Source organism: Duganella paludis (genome assembly GCF_054461335.1).
Window position 1 is genome coordinate 4,716,110 of the sequence record NZ_CM136922.1, and the last position, 15,904, is coordinate 4,732,013.

18 protein-coding genes are annotated in these 15,904 nt (G+C 64.1%); 9 read left to right on the forward strand and 9 right to left on the reverse strand.

Annotated features, from left to right (window positions below; genetic code table 11):
• The first annotated feature begins 38 nt into the window (after positions 1 to 38).
• Positions 39 to 818, forward strand: coding sequence for a helical backbone metal receptor (locus ACXZ1M_RS20715; protein ID WP_459049522.1), 780 nt, complete (start codon positions 39 to 41; stop codon positions 816 to 818).
• Between the two features lie 28 nt (positions 819 to 846).
• Here the strand turns inward: ACXZ1M_RS20715 and ACXZ1M_RS20720 are convergent, their stop codons facing one another.
• From ACXZ1M_RS20720 to ACXZ1M_RS20735, 4 genes are all read right to left on the reverse strand, one after another.
• Positions 847 to 1,224, reverse strand: coding sequence for an HPF/RaiA family ribosome-associated protein (locus ACXZ1M_RS20720; protein ID WP_459049523.1), 378 nt, complete (start codon positions 1,222 to 1,224; stop codon positions 847 to 849).
• A gap of 74 nt (positions 1,225 to 1,298) precedes the next feature.
• Entirely contained in the window at positions 1,299 to 1,964 is a 666-nt protein-coding gene (locus tag ACXZ1M_RS20725; protein WP_459049524.1) for a DUF1345 domain-containing protein, read from the reverse strand.
• Positions 1,961 to 3,202: an MFS transporter gene (locus tag ACXZ1M_RS20730; protein ID WP_459049525.1), complete on the reverse strand. Its 1,242-nt coding sequence runs from the start codon at positions 3,200 to 3,202 to the stop codon at positions 1,961 to 1,963. Before ACXZ1M_RS20730 ends, ACXZ1M_RS20725 begins: the two co-directional genes overlap by 4 nt.
• Positions 3,203 to 3,272: 70 nt before the next feature.
• Positions 3,273 to 4,298 carry a CDP-6-deoxy-delta-3,4-glucoseen reductase gene (locus ACXZ1M_RS20735; protein WP_459049526.1) on the reverse strand — a complete coding sequence of 342 codons (1,026 nt, stop codon included), beginning with the start codon at positions 4,296 to 4,298 and terminating at the stop codon, positions 3,273 to 3,275.
• Positions 4,299 to 4,310: 12 nt separating this feature from the next.
• Here ACXZ1M_RS20735 and ACXZ1M_RS20740 point away from each other — a divergent pair, with 12 nt between their 5' ends.
• The 3 genes from ACXZ1M_RS20740 (at position 4,311) to ACXZ1M_RS20750 (ending at position 6,104) form a co-directional block, all read left to right on the forward strand.
• Positions 4,311 to 5,201, forward strand: a complete 891-nt coding sequence (locus ACXZ1M_RS20740) for an SDR family oxidoreductase (RefSeq protein WP_459049527.1) — start codon at positions 4,311 to 4,313, stop codon at positions 5,199 to 5,201.
• 195 nt (positions 5,202 to 5,396) lie between these two features.
• Positions 5,397 to 5,603, forward strand: coding sequence for a hypothetical protein (locus ACXZ1M_RS20745; RefSeq protein WP_459049528.1), 207 nt, complete (start codon positions 5,397 to 5,399; stop codon positions 5,601 to 5,603).
• A gap of 261 nt (positions 5,604 to 5,864) precedes the next feature.
• Positions 5,865 to 6,104, forward strand: a complete 240-nt coding sequence (locus ACXZ1M_RS20750; protein WP_092278423.1) for a hypothetical protein — start codon at positions 5,865 to 5,867, stop codon at positions 6,102 to 6,104.
• A 69-nt stretch (positions 6,105 to 6,173) separates the two neighbouring features.
• Here the strand turns inward: ACXZ1M_RS20750 and ACXZ1M_RS20755 are convergent, their stop codons facing one another.
• The 4 genes from ACXZ1M_RS20755 to ACXZ1M_RS20770 all read right to left on the reverse strand — a co-directional run bounded on the left by ACXZ1M_RS20755 (position 6,174) and on the right by ACXZ1M_RS20770 (position 10,981).
• The gene (locus ACXZ1M_RS20755; protein WP_459049529.1) at positions 6,174 to 6,380 is read right to left on the reverse strand and encodes a hypothetical protein; all 207 of its coding nucleotides are present in this window, start codon (positions 6,378 to 6,380) and stop codon (positions 6,174 to 6,176) included.
• A 73-nt stretch (positions 6,381 to 6,453) separates the two neighbouring features.
• Entirely contained in the window at positions 6,454 to 7,137 is a 684-nt protein-coding gene (locus ACXZ1M_RS20760) for a glycine-rich domain-containing protein (protein ID WP_459049530.1), read from the reverse strand.
• A gap of 109 nt (positions 7,138 to 7,246) precedes the next feature.
• On the reverse strand, positions 7,247 to 9,070 hold the full coding sequence (locus ACXZ1M_RS20765) for a CHASE domain-containing protein (RefSeq protein WP_459049531.1): 1,824 nt from the start codon (positions 9,068 to 9,070) through the stop codon (positions 7,247 to 7,249).
• 141 nt (positions 9,071 to 9,211) lie between these two features.
• A complete protein-coding gene (locus ACXZ1M_RS20770) occupies positions 9,212 to 10,981 on the reverse strand; it encodes a glutamine--tRNA ligase/YqeY domain fusion protein (protein ID WP_459049532.1) in 1,770 nt (589 codons plus the stop codon).
• Positions 10,982 to 11,119: 138 nt separating this feature from the next.
• Between ACXZ1M_RS20770 and ACXZ1M_RS20775 the strand changes: the two genes are divergently transcribed.
• Genes ACXZ1M_RS20775 through ACXZ1M_RS20790 form a run of 4 tightly spaced genes read left to right on the forward strand, consistent with a single transcriptional unit; the run spans position 11,120 to position 13,602 of the window.
• Positions 11,120 to 11,413 (forward strand): DnaJ domain-containing protein, encoded by a 294-nt coding sequence (locus tag ACXZ1M_RS20775; protein WP_373990964.1) that lies wholly within the window; start codon positions 11,120 to 11,122, stop codon positions 11,411 to 11,413.
• A gap of 28 nt (positions 11,414 to 11,441) precedes the next feature.
• Complete coding sequence (locus ACXZ1M_RS20780) at positions 11,442 to 11,942, forward strand: hypothetical protein (RefSeq protein WP_459049533.1); 501 nt, start codon at positions 11,442 to 11,444, stop codon at positions 11,940 to 11,942.
• Positions 11,943 to 11,944: 2 nt separating this feature from the next.
• Positions 11,945 to 12,715, forward strand: coding sequence for a hypothetical protein (locus ACXZ1M_RS20785; RefSeq protein ID WP_459049534.1), 771 nt, complete (start codon positions 11,945 to 11,947; stop codon positions 12,713 to 12,715).
• Positions 12,716 to 12,729: 14 nt separating this feature from the next.
• Positions 12,730 to 13,602, forward strand: coding sequence for a hypothetical protein (locus tag ACXZ1M_RS20790; protein WP_459049535.1), 873 nt, complete (start codon positions 12,730 to 12,732; stop codon positions 13,600 to 13,602).
• 57 nt (positions 13,603 to 13,659) lie between these two features.
• On the opposite strand, the gene ACXZ1M_RS20795 is transcribed toward ACXZ1M_RS20790, so the two are convergent.
• Entirely contained in the window at positions 13,660 to 14,571 is a 912-nt protein-coding gene (locus ACXZ1M_RS20795) for a LysR substrate-binding domain-containing protein (RefSeq protein ID WP_459049536.1), read from the reverse strand.
• A 98-nt stretch (positions 14,572 to 14,669) separates the two neighbouring features.
• Here ACXZ1M_RS20795 and ACXZ1M_RS20800 point away from each other — a divergent pair, with 98 nt between their 5' ends.
• A complete protein-coding gene (locus ACXZ1M_RS20800; RefSeq protein ID WP_459049537.1) occupies positions 14,670 to 15,899 on the forward strand; it encodes an MFS transporter in 1,230 nt (409 codons plus the stop codon).
• The last annotated feature ends 5 nt before the right edge of the window (positions 15,900 to 15,904 follow it).

Here is a 15,904-nt window from a genome sequence, read left to right on the forward strand (position 1 = left end):
TGGTTCAATACCGGCATCGCAATCTTTATGGACACACCATGGCCTTCCTCGACGCGCTGGGCACCGAGCATCAACCCGACCCGCAGGCGCGCATCGTCTCGCTGGTGCCTTCGATCACCGAGCTGCTGTGCGACCTCGGCCTGGCGGCGCAGGTGGTGGGGCGCACCGGCTTCTGCATCCATCCGTGGGACACGGTGCAGGGCATTCCCAAAGTGGGCGGCACCAAGGATGTGAACCTGGAAAAGATCCGCAAGCTGGCGCCCACCCACGTGGTGCTGAATATCGATGAGAACGAAAAGCCGACCGCCGATGCGCTGGCCGAGTTCGTGCCGAACATCGTGGTCACGCATCCGCTGCGCCCGCGCGACAACCTGGAGCTGGCGCGCTTGATGGGCGGCGTGTTTTGCCGCGAGCGCGAAGCCGCCGCATGGTGCGCCGCTTTCGAGGCCGAGTACGCGTTGCTGCAGGCCACGCCGAAAGGGCCGCCGCAAACCATGTTGTACTGCATCTGGCAAGACCCGTGGATGAGCATTTCGCAGGACACCTACATCGCGCGCATGCTGGAGGAAATCGGCTGGAGCGTGCCGGACCTGGGCGACTCGCGCTATCCGGAATTCCGCTGGTCTTCGGAGCTGATCCATAGCGTGGACGGCGTGTTGCTGTCGAGCGAGCCTTACCGCTTCACGGAGGCGCATGCGGACGTGCTGGAGCGACAGATCGGCAAGCCGGTGCTGCTGGTCGATGGGGAGATGATGTCGTGGTATGGCAGCAGGTCGCTGCAAGGCTTGCGTTACTTGCGGGAGCTGGCGCAACGTTAGATCAACGCTGGCTGCCCCCGCGGCGGGATTACTCTTCTTCGACGTTGGCGACCACCGCAGCCGAGGCGGCGCCGACACCTTCGGCATGGCGTTTGTGATCATGTAGCTTGCCGACTGCCGTTTCGATCGAGCGTTTCAGCTTGTCAGTGGCGCCGCTGATGGCCTGGTGCAGCGTGGCAGCATGGTCGCTGACGGCGATCGGTTGCAGGCCGGTGAGGCGGGCTTCCATCAGGCAGCGATTGTCGCCGTCGGCCGATTTCTGGCCCAGGTTGTCGCTCAGATGGACTTCGACGCGGGTGATTTGTTCGCCGAAACGGTGGAGGGCGTTGCTCACGACAGATTGCACATGTTCGTCCAGACCGGAATGACGATCGATGGTTTTGTCAGTGTTAATTTGGATTTGCATAAGCTTGCTCCTGTTGTTGGACTGCGTAATCATATTACTCCTTCCAGGCTTAAGCACGCGTTAATTTCCTAACGTTATCCGTTAATCAGGGAGGCGGCGATGTTGATCGACAGGCCGAGGATCGCCAGGTTGTAGAAGAAGCACAGCACCGATTGCCCCAGCACCACCTTGCGCAGGCTGCGGCTGCGCACCGTGACGTCCGAGGTCTGCACCGCCACGCAAATCGTGAACGAGAAGTAGAGGAAGTCCCAGTAGTTCGGTGTGAGCTGGCTGTCCGGGAAACCGAGCGGCTTGTCGCCGGTTTCCTCTATGTAGTAGAGGTGCGCGTAATGCGAGCAGAACATCACGCCCACCATGAACCAGGAGCCGATCAAGGTCAGCACACCCAACGCATAGCGCAGCGCGAGTTCGGCGCCGGACAAGTCCTTCACCGTGGCCAGCTGCGAGACGATGGCCGCCAGGCTGACCAGCACCGCCAGCGACAGCACGGCCAGGATCACCGGCCCCCGTTCATCCTGGCGGCAGGCGGCGCGCTTGATGTCATGGTGGTCGGCTTTCATCATCATCCACGCCATCGTCAGCAGATAGGTCCAGACCACGATGTCCCAGCACGCCAGCAGCCGCGTCATCCACGGCCAGGTGGTGGGCAGCAGCGGGGCGGCCGCCAGGCCCAGCGCGATGGCCAGGCTCAGGTGCGGACGGCTGTGGATGATGGACGGCAGCGCCAGTGTCGGCTTCATTTTTTATCCTCGTGCGGGAAGCGGTCCATGCGTGACAATGCCGGGAACAGGAAGGTCCAGGCGCCCACCACGGCCAATGTTGCCGCGCCGCCGAACAGGACGGCGCGCGTCAACCCCAGCCAGCCGGCGGTGATGCCCGATTCAAATTCGCCCAGCTCGTTCGAGGCGCCGATGAACACCGAGTTGACCGCGCTGACGCGGCCACGGATTTCATCCGGCGTTTCGTATTGCACCAGCAGGTGGCGCACGTAGACGCTGATCATGTCGCCGGCGCCCATCAGGAACAGGGCCACCAGCGCGACGATGAAGCTGGTGGTCGCACCCAGCACCAGCGTGCCGACGCCGAACACGGCCACGCCGCCCAGCATCCATGCGCCCACCCGGCGCGTGACGGGGAAGAAGGCGAGGGCGATCGAGCACAGCGCCGCGCCCGCGCCCGGCGCCGTGCGCAGCGCGCCCAGTCCGCTCGGGCCGATGTGCAGCACGTCGTGCGCCAGCGCCGGCAGCAGGGCGGTAGCGCCGCCGAACAGCACGGCGAACAGGTCGAGCGAGATGGCGCCCAGCACGATCTTGCGCGACCACACGAAGCGCAGGCCTTCCAGCACCGTGTGCCAGGAAGCCGGCCCGCTGGCGCTGGGCTGCTTGACCGATTTCACCATCGCCATCATCACCACCGAGGCCAGCAGCAGGACGGAGGAAACCATATATACCGTTTTCGGTCCGGCCAGGTAGAACAGGCCGCCCAGCGTCGGTCCCACGATCACGGCCACGTGGAAGCTGGAGGAGCTCAGCGCCACCGCTTTGCTGAAGCTTTCCTGCGGCACCAGGTTGACCAGGATGGCCTGCGTGGCCGGTCCCATGAAGGCGCGTGCGCTGCCGTACAGCACCAGCACCGCGAACACCGGCCACACGGCCGTCAGCCCGGTGTAGGTGTAGCCGAGCAGCATCAGGCCGCATAGCAGCTGGGCGCCGAGCGAGAGTGTGATCAGGGTGCGGCGGTCGTAGCGGTCGGCGGCGTGGCCGGCGATCAGGATCAGCAGCAGGAACGGCAGGAACTGCGCCAGGCCGATCAGGCCGAGGTCGAACAGGTTGTGCGTCATCGAATAGACTTGCCAGCCGATGGCGACGTTTTGCATTTGGACGGCCAGGGTGGCCAGGGTGCGGGCGGAGAGGTAGAGCGTGAAGTTGCGGTGGCGCAGGACGCTGAAACCGTTGGAGGAGGAATTACTGGATGACATTAGCGCTTTCGGGGAGCAGAGCCTTGGGGACTCTGCGTCCCCGGAAGCCCTGCTGTTGGGTGGGGTGCTGTTACTGGTGGATATCGGCCTCGGTGGTGAAGGCGTCCGCGTAGAACTCTTCATCCGGCAAACCGCATTGGGCGACGAAATCCTTCTTCGCCGATTCCACCATGATCGGCGCGCCGCAGGCGTAGACTTGGTGGCCGGACAGGTCGGGCAGGTCGGTCATCACGGCCTGGTGGACGAAGCCGCTGCGGCCGTCCCAGTTGTCTTCCGCCAGCGCGCCGGAGATCACCGGCACGTAGCTGAAGTTCGGCAGCGTGGCGGCCCACTCGCGGCACAGCGCGTCCATGTACAAGTCCTGCGGGCGGCGGCCGCCCCAGTACAGGGTCATGGCGCGCTCGGAACCCTGGGCGCGCAGGTGCTCGACGATGGCCTTGATCGGCGCGAAGCCGGTGCCCGAGGCCAGCAGCACCATCGGCTTGTCGGAATCCTCTCGCACGAAGAAGGTGCCCATCGGGCCTTCGAAGCGCAGGATGTCGCGTTCCTTCATGGTGCTGAACACCTGGTCGGTGAACAGGCCGCCCGGCAGGTGGCGGATGTGCAGGGCCAGCGGCTGGTCCTGGTCCGGCGGCGAGGCGATGCTGTAGCTGCGGCGTTTGCCGTCGCGCAGCATGAATTCGATGTACTGGCCGGCGCGGAATTTCAGCGTTTCATTGGCCGGCAGTTGCAGCGTGATGACGATGACGTCCGGCGCCAGTTTTTCCAGCGTCGCCACGCGCGAGGGCATCTTGCGGATCGGGTACTCGTCGCTGCCGGCCACTTCGCGCGCTTCGATCACCAGGTCGCCCTGGGTGGTGGCGCAGCACAGCAGCGAGAAACCAGCCGCTTCCTCTTCCTTGGTCAGGGCCCGTTCCTGGTGCGATTTGTGGGTGACCGAGCCGGAAACGATTTTGCCTTTGCAGGAGCTGCAGGCGCCGTTCTTGCAGCCGTAAGGCAGGCCGACGCCGGCGCGCATGGCCGCCGCCAGGATGGTTTCGTCCGCCTCGCAGCTGAATTGATGGCCGCTGGGCTGTACAGTTATTTGAAACGTCATACAATCTTTCAGATGAAAAACCTTAAAAATCACAAAATCGACCGCCCCCGGCTGCTGATCGTCGGCTGCGGCGATGTCGGCATGCGCCTGTTGCCGCTGTTGCGCGGGCGTTTCCGCGTGTTCGCCACCACCAGCCAGCCGGAACGCTGCGCCGAACTGCGCGCCGCCGGCGCCGTGCCGCTGGTGGCCAACCTGGACGATCCGGCCAGCTTGCGCCGCCTGACCGGGCTGGCGCAGTGGGTGATCCACCTGGCGCCGCCGCCGGCTGATGGCGTGCTCGATAGCCGCACCCGTCATTTGACCGCTATTTTACCCGAGCAAGCACGCTTGGTTTATGTCAGCACCACCGGTGTCTATGGCGACTGCGGCGGCGCGCTGTTCGACGAGAGCCGCCCGGTGGCGCCGCGCAACGCCCGCGCGCTGCGCCGGGTCGATGCCGAGCGCACCCTGCGGCGCTGGGCCACCCGCAGCGGCGCGGCGCTGTCCATCCTGCGCGTGCCCGGCATTTATGCCGACGACCGCCTGCCGCTCAAGCGTTTGCAGCAGGGTACGCCGGCGCTGATCGAGGCCGATGACGTGTACACCAACCACATCCACGCGGACGACCTGGCCGCCATCATCATCCGCGCGCTGTTTGGTGCGCTACCGAACCGTGTCTATCATGCGGTGGATGACAGCGACATGAAGATGGCGCACTATTTCGATGCGGTGGCCGACGCCTTCCAGTTGTCCCGGCCGCCGCGCCTGCCGCGTGCCGCGTTGCAGCAGGTGGTCACGCCGGCGCTGTTGTCGTTCATGTCGGAATCGCGCCGCCTGCGCAACGGCCGCATCAAGCGCGAGCTCGGCGTGCGGCTGCGTTACCCCACGGTGGACAGTTTGCTGGCACTGTTGCGAAATCGGTAAATATATGTAAAGAAGTAAATATAGTTAAACTATTGCAACAGCCGCGTCGGCTTTTTATGCCAAAATTGCAAGCTGACGCGTTTGATCTATCTCAATAAATTCGCTGCGTGATACGATATTGTTAGCCATCTTCCTTTAAGGAGTGCGTCCATGGTCGCCAGTTTGCAGCCAACCAAGGAGCAGGTCCGGGCCTATATGCACCAGCGACAGCGCGAGTTTTGCCGCCGTCCGCCCCCCATGCCTGAAGAAATCCGCCGCCAGCTCGGCTGGCACTATAGCGCCGACAATACCGATCACCTCTCGACCACCACGTTGTTCCTCCCAGGCACGATCGCCCAACTGGCCGCCTTGATGGCCGTTGAATGGTGTTTCCTTGCCGCCGGCCTCGGCCGTCCAAGCTGATCTTTACATGGTTTGATACCCTTTTTTACAACAAAAAGTGCCATAGCATAAAAAATAGGGTTAGAATCTCTCTAAATCTCACCGAAATGTCTTGTGAGTTAGCCGTTTTGTAACGGAAGCGTGTATTATCTCGGTTAAGCACTAAAAACCGGCATAAATGTCAGTGTTTTGTAGTGCTTCAATGGTAATTGAGCTAAAAATTTTTCTTACCCATGTGTCGTTTTTTTACAAAAATTCGACAGCGAACCTACTTAAAACGCCATGTCTCTCAAAGAAATCACCGCGTCGCCGACGTACAACCCGAACCGCGTGCTGGACGCCATCATTGAAAAGCTGCAGCTGAAAAACGATGCAGCCCTGTCGCGCGCGCTGGAAGTGGCCCCACCGGTCATCTCGAAAATCCGCCACAACACGCTGCCTATCGGCGCGACCATCCTGATCCGCATGCACGAGATCAGCGATTTCAGCATCCGCGAACTGCGCGAGATGATGGCCTCCTGATTCAGGACACCCATGAAAAACGGCGCGTCACCGCAAGGTGACGCGCCGTTTTTCGTTGCACCGCGCGCTTCAGGCCGAGGTGCTGATGGTGGTGCCGATGCGCTGGCCGCTTGTGTTGACGGTCGGCGCCACGGCCGCCTGGGGTGGTGGTGGCGGCGGCGGTTGCTCGACGCGTTCGGCCGGCTTGTCCACCGCTTTCACCGGCTCAGGCTGGCGGGCTGGGATGGCTTGCTGAACGGCGGCGTTGTTGCTGGGGGCGACGGTATTGACGGCCATGATGTACTCCCATCTTCTTCTTCAGACCCCCGAGTATGCCACTTTTTTCAGCACGCTGCTGCTTTTTTCCGTCTCAGGCGGACAGCGGCAGGCGAGGACGCTGGCTGTAGAAACTCGACTGCTGGGCTGCCGCGATCGCCTTTGCGGTCTGCACCGTGCTGGCGCCGATCACGCCGGAATGGGCAAAGCTGGCGCCGATCACGCCCGAGTGCGCCGTTTTGGCGCCGATGACGCCGGAATGCGCGACCTTGGCGCCGACGACTCCGGAATGGGCGAACTGCACGCCCACCACGCCCGAGTGCGCGAAGCTGGCCGGGCCGGCCGCCACGCCCGAGTGCGCCGTATTCGCGGGCGCCGCGTCGCGCAGATATTCCTCGCCGAAGGTGTCTTCGTACAGCTCCTTCATGCGCATGCCGACTCGGATATGGGCCGCTTCGTCATCCTCGCCGCGCAAGCCGATGTAAGGGAAGTGGTGCAGGAAATGGCCGAACACGGCGTCGCAATCGGCTGCGTATTTCATGGTGTCGAGGATGTGGTAATGCCAGAAGGTGTCGACGTCCACCAGCGGCGCGGTTTGTTCGTTCGGGAACTTTTTCATCAGGATCAGGAAACGGCGGTATTCGAATTCCACAGCGTTGGCGCGTTCCAGCGTCCAACCTTCTCCCGACTCCTCGTGCATCAGCTTGACCTTGATCGGCTCCAGGTCGAGGGCGGCAATGGCTTGCATGGCTTGGGCATTCATCTCTTGCGCATTCATCAGGATTTCCTTTGAGGTATTGATACGGGTTTAAAAAAGCGGCGAACGCGTTTGATTTTGCCCCTAGGGGACTGCTGTTCCTTGATGTTGGTCAATATTTGAATGGAAATTAAATTCCGAGGTCAACCATTCCCATCAGGGGGGTACGCGCGGCGTTGGTGCCGACCGGCACCGTCACCGTCACCGTGGTGCCGGCGTTGGCGCTGCCCGTGATGGAGCAGGTGCCGCCCAACAGGCTGATGCGCTCCTCGATGCCCACCAGCCCGAAGGAGCCGGCCTTGTTGCGGCTGGCGTCGCGCACGCCGACGCCGTTGTCGTTGATGGTCATGCTCAACATGCCGTCGGCCTGTTGCAATTCCACCCGCACCAGGCTGGCGTGGGCGTGCTGCAGGATGTTGCTTAGCGACTCCTGCAGCACGCGGAAGAAGGCGGTGGCGCAATGGTCGTCGACGCGGATCTCGGTCTCGTGGTCGATCAGCTCGCACACGATGCCGGAGCGCGCGCGGAACTGGGCGATCTGCCATTCCACGGCCGCGTTCAGGCCGAGGTCGAGCACGGTGGGGCGCAGGTCGTTGATGATGTGGCGCACGCTCCTGATGCTGCTGTCGATCTGGCTCAGCATGCGCTGGGCGCGCGCGTGCAGGCGCGGGTGGCGGTGGCGGGTGCGGGTCGACAGCAGGTCTACGTCGATGCGCAACACCAGCAGGTTCTGGCCGAGGTCGTCGTGGATCTCGCGCGCGATGCGCTTGCGTTCGAGTTCCTTGATCTGGTCGGCGTGCGCGGCCAGCCGGCGCAGCTTGTGGTGCGACTGCTGCAGCTTGGCCTGGCTGTTGCGCAGTTCGCGTGTCATCTCCTTGGCCATTTTCACGGCCCGCATGCGCGACGACGCCATGGTGTGGAACAGCAGGAAGAACAGCAGCGCGCCGATGAAGCCGGAGGCCATCGCCAGCCACGGCAGCGAGGCGTCGAAGCGGCTGTACCAGCTGGCCTTGGGGGCGCTGAAGTGGGCGTTCCAGTGACGGTTGTTGAAATCGATCGGCAACACCACGCTGAACAGTTCGTTAGGGCGCAGGAAGGCGCTGCCGGGCTTGCTGTCGAACAGTTGCAGCGGCGGGCGGTGGCCGCCGTCCTGGCCGTCGCCGCTGTCGGACAGCACCAGGCGGGCGTCGCGCACCTGCATCTGCTCCAGCGCCGCCTGCATCAGGCGCGGCACGCTGAAGCCGATGCCCACCGAGCCGATGTAGGCGGCGCGGCGCTCGGCCAGCGTGTCCAGCGGCAGGTCCTTGCGGTAGACCGGCAGCCGCAGCGCCAGGCCGGCGCCCAGCGGCTGGTGCACGCTGTCGATCTGCATGCCGGACGCGCTCAGGCCGCCGGTGTCGCGGCCCTGCGCCAGCGCGCGCGCCACCGCCGGCCGATTGCCGATGTCGCGCCCGATCTTTTCGCTGAACTCGGCCAGCGGTTCGATCATCGTCAGCACCCAGTATTCGGGGCGCGCTTCCGGCGGCGAGATGGCGGTGGCCTCGGGATAGCCGAGCGCGGCGTCGCCGGGGCGCTGCCGCAGGCCGCGTTCGAAGGTGTCGCGTTCGCCGGCGGTGACATATTCCGCGTAATTGATGTTGTCGAGCGCCGGGAACTGGCGCGTGATGTTGAGGCCGTCGACGTAACGGTGGAAGCTGGCGCGGTCCACATGCTCGGCGGCGTGGAAGAAGCTGGCGGTGCCGCGCAGCACGTCGGTGTAGGCGTTGATGCGCGAATTGATGTTGTATTGCGCGTTCTGCGCCTGGTGCAGGAAGCGTTCTCCGGCGTCGTATTCGATGGTCTTGTGGGCGGCAAGGTAGAACAGCCCGCCTATTCCGAGGGCCAGCAGCACGCTGGCCCACCACACCGGCCGCGATGATGAGAGCAGCTGTCTCAATCCTGGAAAAGCGGTCACTGCCTGCCCTCTATGTGCCCATGGACTTTTGACTATAGGAAATAATGGCAGGACTCGTCAAGTAATTTTGCTTAAATGACAGCTGTACTGGACAAATTGTAAACAAACAAGGCGCCGCGAACGGCGCCCTGTTTAAGCTGCTTACTTCGCCGGAGCCCAGCTGTCCTTCAGCGTGACGATGCGGTTGAACACCGGCTTGCCTGGCTGCGAATCGACGCGGTCGGCGACGAAGTAGCCGTGGCGCTCGAACTGATAGCGCTGGTCGGCTTGCGCGGCGCTCATGCCCGGTTCCAGGTAGGCCGTGATGACTTCCTTGGCGTTCGGGTTCAGCAGGGACAGGAAGTCCTTGCCGCCGGCGTCCGGCTGGGCGTCGGAGAACAGACGGTCGTACAGGCGTACTTCGGCTTCCACGGCGACGGCGGCCGAGACCCAGTGGATGTTGCCCTTGACCTTGTAGGTGTCCGAGCCCGGCGTGCCCGATTTCGAGTCCTCGAAGTAGTTCACGTGGACGGCGATGATATTGCCGTTTTCATCCTTGTCGTAGCCCGTGCATTCGGTGACGAAGCCGTGGCGCAGGCGCACCCGGCTACCCGGGGCGTCGCCGATCGGCGGGTAGTAGCGGAAGTAGCCCTTGACCGGCGTTTCCATGAAGTCGTCGGCTTCGATCCACAGCTCGCGCGAGAACGGGAAGGTGCGCACGCCCATTTCCGGGTGGTGCGGGTGGACCGGCGAGGTGCATTCCTCGGTCTTGCCTTCCGGGTAGTTGTCGACGATCAGTTTCAGCGGGCGCAGCACGGCGGTGGCGCGCGGCGCCTTTGGATCCAGGTCTTCACGCACGCAGCCTTCCAGCGTGCTCATGTCGATCCAGCCGTCGGCCTTGGTCACGCCGATGCGTTCGCAGAACAGCTGGATCGCTTCCGGCGTGTAGCCACGGCGGCGCAGGCCGACGATGGTCGGCATGCGCGGGTCGTCCCAGCCGTCGACGATGTTTTCCTCGACCAGCTGACGCAGCTTGCGCTTGGAGGTCACCACGTATGTCAGGTTCAGGCGCGAGAATTCGTACTGGCGCGGCACCGGCAGCGTGAAGAAGCCGCCTTTGGACAGGGTTTCCAGCAGCCAGTCGTAGAATGGGCGGTGGTCCTGGAACTCCAGCGTGCAGATCGAGTGGGTGATGTTTTCCAGCGCGTCCGAAATCGGGTGCGTGTAGTCGTACATCGGGTAGATGCACCAGGCGTCGCCGGTGCGCACGTGGTGGGCATGGCGGATGCGGTAGATGGCCGGGTCGCGCATATTCATGTTCGGCGCCGCCATCGCGTCTTCGCTGATCTTGGCGCGCAGGATGTGTTCGCCGTCGGCGTATTTGCCGGCTTTCATGTCGCGGAAGATCTGCAGCGATTCCTCGCGCGGGCGGTTGCGGAACGGCGAGTTGGTGCCCGGCGTGCTGAAGTTGCCGCGGTTGGCCGCCATGTCCTCGGCCGACTGGCTGTCGACGTAGGCGTGGCCCTGTTCGATCAGGTACTCGGCCATGGCGTACAGCTGGTCGAAGTAGTCGGAGGCGTAGTGCAAGTGGTGCTCGACGCCGCCATCGGCCTTCGGATAGTCGTAGTCGAAGCCCAGCCATTTCACGCTGTCGATGATGGTGTCGACGTATTCCTGCTCTTCCTTGGCCGGGTTGGTGTCGTCGAAACGCAGGTTGCAACGGCCTTGATAATCGCGCGCCAGGCCAAAGTTAAGGCAGATGGACTTGGCGTGGCCGACGTGCAAATAACCGTTCGGCTCGGGCGGGAAGCGGGTGATGACGCTGGGCATGCCCTGGCGCACGTGGGTGCCGGCCGCCAGATCGTGTTCCACGATGGCGCGCAGGAAATTGGATGGAAGTGCTGGCGCTGGGTTGTTTTTATCGTTGCTCATCTGAGAAGTTTGGCTAGGCAAAAGTTCGTGTATCGTGCATTTTACCGTATCCCCTGCGAAATGCTGCGCTGCGGCCATGCGGGGTGGGCAGGTATAATGCTTGTTTATTGGTTAGACCAAGCGCCCGGAGTTTCCCAAATGGAAAATTATTACAATACACTGGGTATCGCGCCTAACGCCACGGAAGACGAGATCAAGAAGGTCTACCGTTCGCTGGCCATGCGTTTTCACCCCGACCGCAATCCCGCGCCCGGCGCCGACGCGCGCTTCAAGGCCGTGACCAAGGCCTACGAAATCCTGTCGGACCCGGCCAAGCGCGAGGAATACAACCAGAGCCTGAACCACCGCATCATCATCGATGCGGAAGCGGAAGCCTATCAGTTATGGCGTTCGGTGTTTGCCCTGCACGGCACCACGCTGCCGGTGGCGTAAGCCCCGGTTTAAGAAAAGAAAGCAAGCAATGAGAAAAGTACACCCGGAATTCGCCTATCAATCGCGCGAGCTGGAAGGCCAGATCGATGGCATCCTGGGCGATCCGCCGGACCGCAAGAACTACCAGCGCATGGTGGACGCGCTGGTGGGCGAGTACGCCGACGGCGGCGGCATCGAGGATGTCAACATGCTGGCCTTCGCGTTGGTCGACCACATCGAGTTCAACGACCCGAGGGGCCTGCTGGCCGAGGCCGAGGACTACGAGTTCGGCGACGCCGCGCGCGTGTTCGCCATGGCCTCCTGCAAGGGCGACGAAGCGGCCCGCATGTACGAGGCCATCGGCCAGAGCATGCCGGACCTGGCGCGCCAGGCCATCATCACCGCCTTCCTGCACAAGAATCCGCGCAAGTGGGACGATGACGACCAATCGCTGGATCAACTGTCCGCCAACGACGATGGCGACGATATCGAAGACGAAGACGGCGCGACCGACGACTTCGCGCAGATGTTCGACCAGGATGGAGAATAATCATGTCGGAAAAATCTAATCTGCCTGCGCTGAGCAAGCAAGTGACCGAGCTGGTCTTGGCCGGCTCGCTGAGCCACGCCGAGCAAGCCTTTGCCGAAGCCGCCGACCAGTACGGCGACCTGGCCGTGGTGGAAGTGCTCGACAACATTCCGCCGCAAGTGACGGCGCTGCACATGGCCGGCTTCGACGGCGGCAAGATGTCGCTGGCGACGCTGCTGGTGTCGCCCAAGGCCTGGGCCGACAGCCTGGCCTTCATCGCCGCCACCTGGCCGGACGACCAGATCGAGGACGATCCGGAACGCATCGCCGAGTCGCTGTTCGCCCACGTGCACGGCGTGGCCTTCGCCAACGACGACGACGAGCGCCGCAACGAACTGCTGGCGGCCGCCTCCGCCACCGACCACGGTTCGACCATCTTTGCCATCCTGTTCTCGCTGGCGCCGAAGGAAATCCTGGAAGTCGCCAGCGAAGTCATTTCCAAGGGGCCGTACCTGACCGGCCAGACCGCCTCCGACAGCGACGTGGTGCCGGTGGCGATCGCCCTGGCGCAGGCCTCGGAAGACGGCTGGGACCGCGCGCTGTTCGAGCTGTTCCCCGAGTTCCGCCACAGCGCCGACCTGGCCGACGCCGAGTACAACGACGATCCCGACGGCGAGCCGAACTTCCTGCAGCGCTCGACCAAGGAATTGCTGTACCGCCTGCGCAAGCAAGTGCCATCCACGCGCGTGGCCAAGACCTCGCGCCGCTCGGTCGGCACCAACATCTTCTCGTGATCGGTGCGCGCCAGATGTTGCCAGCAATCGTAGTAGAAACCCTGCCGCGCCTGACGCGCGCGATCCAGCAACTGGCGGCCCATCCGGACGATGACGCCGCCTACGCGCTGGCCGATGAACTGACCGGCATCACCGCCATGGTGGCCGAGAAGTTCACCAACGACCGCACCGCCGAGGGCATCCAGAAGGCCGTGCAGCTGACCACCGGCTGCGTCTCGCTAGGCCTCGACCATGAACTGGGCGACGCCGACGACTTGGCCGCGCTGGACGTGCTGATCGAGGAGGGCGCGGAACACGCGTTCCAGATCGGCTTCCGCATGATCAAGGACCTGGTGACCATGCCCGAGGATGCGCTGGTCGGCGAGTACGACACCGACCCGGTGTACGCGGCCCGGCGCCTGCGCGACAAGTTCGTCGACATCTGCCTGGCCGATCCGAACCAGAACTGGGACGGCAGCACGCGTTACGCCCTGCAGTTCCGGCAGCGCAAGGAAGTGCAGGCGGTGGTGCGGCTGGCCAACTGGCTGCGCCGCCACAACACCGAAGGCCCGGTCAGCGATGCCGACCTGAATGCCGAAGGCGTGATCGCGCTGGCCATCATCTTCGCGGTGGAGGGCGGCGGCATGATCGTCGCGCGCACCGGGCAGAAGGAGTTCGAGCGCTTCGTGAAATCGGTGCGCAAGAACAAGCCCGACTACGAGGCCGGCTGGGCCGCGCTGGTGGCCAAGGTGCCGGTGCAGCATCATCCGGTGCTGCTGGAGCGCATCGACAGTTATCGCCAGACCTGCACGGTGCTGCAGAACATCAAGGGCCGCACGGCCATGAAAACGCTGTTCGCGGAACTGGAAAACTACGCCGGCTCCGAGCTCGACGCGGACTACTCCTGATCGTCGCACCCGCGCACGCGGGTGCCCATACTAAGCCGGCTCAGCATGGATTGCCGCCTACGCGGCAATGACGGCGGCGGCTCCGGCGGCCTCCGTCGCCACCGCGATGAAGGCGGCCACCAGCGGCGACGCCGCCTCCTTGCGCCTGGCAAGGTAGAGCCCGGTCGTCGCCTCGGCATCGGCCATCGGCCGGTAACACACTCCGCTCATCCGGATGATGTCGAAGGAACTCGGCAGCACCGACACGCCGCAACCGGCCGCCACCAGGCCGATGATGGTGGAGGCTTCCCCGGCCTCCATGGCGATGGTCGGCTGGAAGCCGGCTTCGCGGCACAGGCGGTTGATCTGCGGATGGATGCCGGTGCCGGCGCTTTCCGGATACATCACCAGCGGCTCGCCCTTCAGATCGTTGATGGCGATGCTCTGCTTGCGCGCCAGCGGATGCGCCACCGGCAGCACCATCACCAGCGGATCGCGCCGCAAAATCGTCAACTCCACGGTATCGGGCAGGGTCAGCTCGGGCGGGCGCACCAGGCCCAGGTCCAGCTCGCGGTTGGCGATGGCCTCGATCTGGCCCAGCGTCGACATCTCCTTCATGGTCAGCAGCACGCCCGGCGACTGCTGGCGGTAGCGGTTGATCAGCGTGGCGAACAGCGGCGTCAGCGGGGTGGAAAAAGTGAAGCCCACGCGCAGTTCGCCGGCCTCGCCGCGTCCGGCCCGGCGCGCGGTCTGCATGGCTTGCTCGGACAGGGCCAGCACGCGGCGCGCATCGTCGAGGAACAGCTTGCCGGCCTCGGTCAGGCGCACCCAGCGCTTGCTGCGTTCGAGCAGCTGCGCGCCCACTTCGGCCTCCAGCAACTGGATCTGGTGGCTCAGCGGCGGCTGGCCGATGTGCAGGCGCGCGGCGGCGCGGGTAAAGCTCAGCTCTTCGGCGACGGCGACGAAGTAACGCAGGTGGCGCAGTTCCATTATCTTTTTAAAGTATGACTAACGACTTAAATATATATTGGACAGCTTACTGTGGCAATCCTAAGATGAAGTCATCGTACCTCGAAGGAATCGCAGCCATGCTCGTCGCCACCGCTCCACGCATCGCCCTCGGCAGCCCGGAATTCCGGCGCAGCAACCGCGCCATGTTCTTCGGCGGCTTCTCCGCCTTCGCGCTGCTGTACTGCGTGCAACCGCTGATGCCGCTGCTGTCGCACGAATTCACGCTGAGCGCGGCGCAGAGCAGCATGGTGCTGTCGATCTCGACCGGCGCGCTGGCGCTGTCGCTGGTGGCCTCGAGCGCCGTCTCCGAGCGCCTGGGCCGCAAGCCGCTGATGGTGGCGGCGATGGCGATCGCCGCCGTCATGACGTTGCTGTGCGCCTTCGCCGAAAGCTACCCGCAACTGCTGGCCATGCGCGCGCTGCTGGGCGTGGCGCTGGGCGGCATGCCGGCGATTGCCATGGCCTACCTGGGCGAGGAAATCGAACCGCAATCGCTGGGGCTGTCGATGGGCTTGTACATCAGCGGCAGCGCCTTCGGCGGCATGGCGGGGCGGGTGCTCACTTCGGTGCTGAGCGACCACGCCTCGTGGCGCCTGGCGCTGGCGGTGGTCGGCGTGGCCGGCATCGCGGCGGCGGTGGAATTCTGGCGCAGCCTGCCGGAATCGCGCCACTTCGCGGCCTCGCACGGCGGCTGGCGCGCGCTGCCGGCGGGCTTCAGGCAACACCTGACGGACGCCGGCATGCCGTGGCTGTTCGCGCTGGCCTTCCTGCTGATGGGCGCGTTTGTCAGCCTGTACAACTACATCGCCTACCGTCTGCTTGGGGCGCCGCTGGGCCTGAGCCAGAGCGTGGTGGGTGCGGTCTCGTTCTTCTACCTGCTGGGGATCTACAGTTCGGTCTGGGCGGGCCGGCTGGCCGACCGCTACGGGCGCAGCAATGTGCTATGGGTGATGGCGCTGATCATGCTGACCGGCCTGCTGCTGACCCTGTCAAACTGGCTGCCGCTGATCCTGCTGGGTGTGGCGGTGTTCACCTACGGCTTCTTCGCCACGCACTCGGTGGCCAGCAGCTGGGTGGGGCGACGCGCGCTGGGGCACAAGGCGCTGGCGTCGGCGTTGTACCTGTTCTTCTACTACCTCGGTTCCAGCGTGATCGGTTCCGCCACAGGCGTGATGTGGGGCCGCGCCGGCTGGCCGGGCGTGGTGGCCGTGCTGGCCGGCGCGCTGCTGCTGGCGCTGGCGATCGCACTCCACCTGCGCGTCAAGTTCGGGGTCAGTTCCGACATTCGGACACGAGCACAACCGTAGCGGCC

Excerpts from the sequence above, each read along its gene's own strand:
- ACXZ1M_RS20785 (WP_459049534.1), top strand. The coding sequence starts at position 11,945 with ATGTCGGAAAAATCTAATCTGCCTGCGCTGAGCAAGCAAGTGACCGAG.
- ACXZ1M_RS20780 (WP_459049533.1), top strand. The coding sequence starts at position 11,442 with ATGAGAAAAGTACACCCGGAATTCGCCTATCAATCGCGCGAGCTGGAA.
- ACXZ1M_RS20760 (WP_459049530.1), bottom strand. The coding sequence starts at position 7,137 with ATGAATGCGCAAGAGATGAATGCCCAAGCCATGCAAGCCATTGCCGCC.
- ACXZ1M_RS20725 (WP_459049524.1), bottom strand. The coding sequence starts at position 1,964 with ATGAAGCCGACACTGGCGCTGCCGTCCATCATCCACAGCCGTCCGCAC.
- ACXZ1M_RS20720 (WP_459049523.1), bottom strand. The coding sequence starts at position 1,224 with ATGCAAATCCAAATTAACACTGACAAAACCATCGATCGTCATTCCGGT.
- ACXZ1M_RS20730 (WP_459049525.1), bottom strand. The coding sequence starts at position 3,202 with ATGTCATCCAGTAATTCCTCCTCCAACGGTTTCAGCGTCCTGCGCCAC.
- ACXZ1M_RS20770 (WP_459049532.1), bottom strand. The coding sequence starts at position 10,981 with ATGAGCAACGATAAAAACAACCCAGCGCCAGCACTTCCATCCAATTTC.
- ACXZ1M_RS20755 (WP_459049529.1), bottom strand. The coding sequence starts at position 6,380 with ATGGCCGTCAATACCGTCGCCCCCAGCAACAACGCCGCCGTTCAGCAA.
- ACXZ1M_RS20790 (WP_459049535.1), top strand. The coding sequence starts at position 12,730 with ATGTTGCCAGCAATCGTAGTAGAAACCCTGCCGCGCCTGACGCGCGCG.
- ACXZ1M_RS20750 (WP_092278423.1), top strand. The coding sequence starts at position 5,865 with ATGTCTCTCAAAGAAATCACCGCGTCGCCGACGTACAACCCGAACCGC.
- ACXZ1M_RS20715 (WP_459049522.1), top strand. The coding sequence starts at position 39 with ATGGCCTTCCTCGACGCGCTGGGCACCGAGCATCAACCCGACCCGCAG.
- ACXZ1M_RS20740 (WP_459049527.1), top strand. The coding sequence starts at position 4,311 with ATGAAAAACCTTAAAAATCACAAAATCGACCGCCCCCGGCTGCTGATC.
- ACXZ1M_RS20745 (WP_459049528.1), top strand. The coding sequence starts at position 5,397 with ATGCACCAGCGACAGCGCGAGTTTTGCCGCCGTCCGCCCCCCATGCCT.
- ACXZ1M_RS20735 (WP_459049526.1), bottom strand. The coding sequence starts at position 4,298 with ATGACGTTTCAAATAACTGTACAGCCCAGCGGCCATCAATTCAGCTGC.
- ACXZ1M_RS20800 (WP_459049537.1), top strand. The coding sequence starts at position 14,670 with ATGCTCGTCGCCACCGCTCCACGCATCGCCCTCGGCAGCCCGGAATTC.
- ACXZ1M_RS20775 (WP_373990964.1), top strand. The coding sequence starts at position 11,120 with ATGGAAAATTATTACAATACACTGGGTATCGCGCCTAACGCCACGGAA.
- ACXZ1M_RS20795 (WP_459049536.1), bottom strand. The coding sequence starts at position 14,571 with ATGGAACTGCGCCACCTGCGTTACTTCGTCGCCGTCGCCGAAGAGCTG.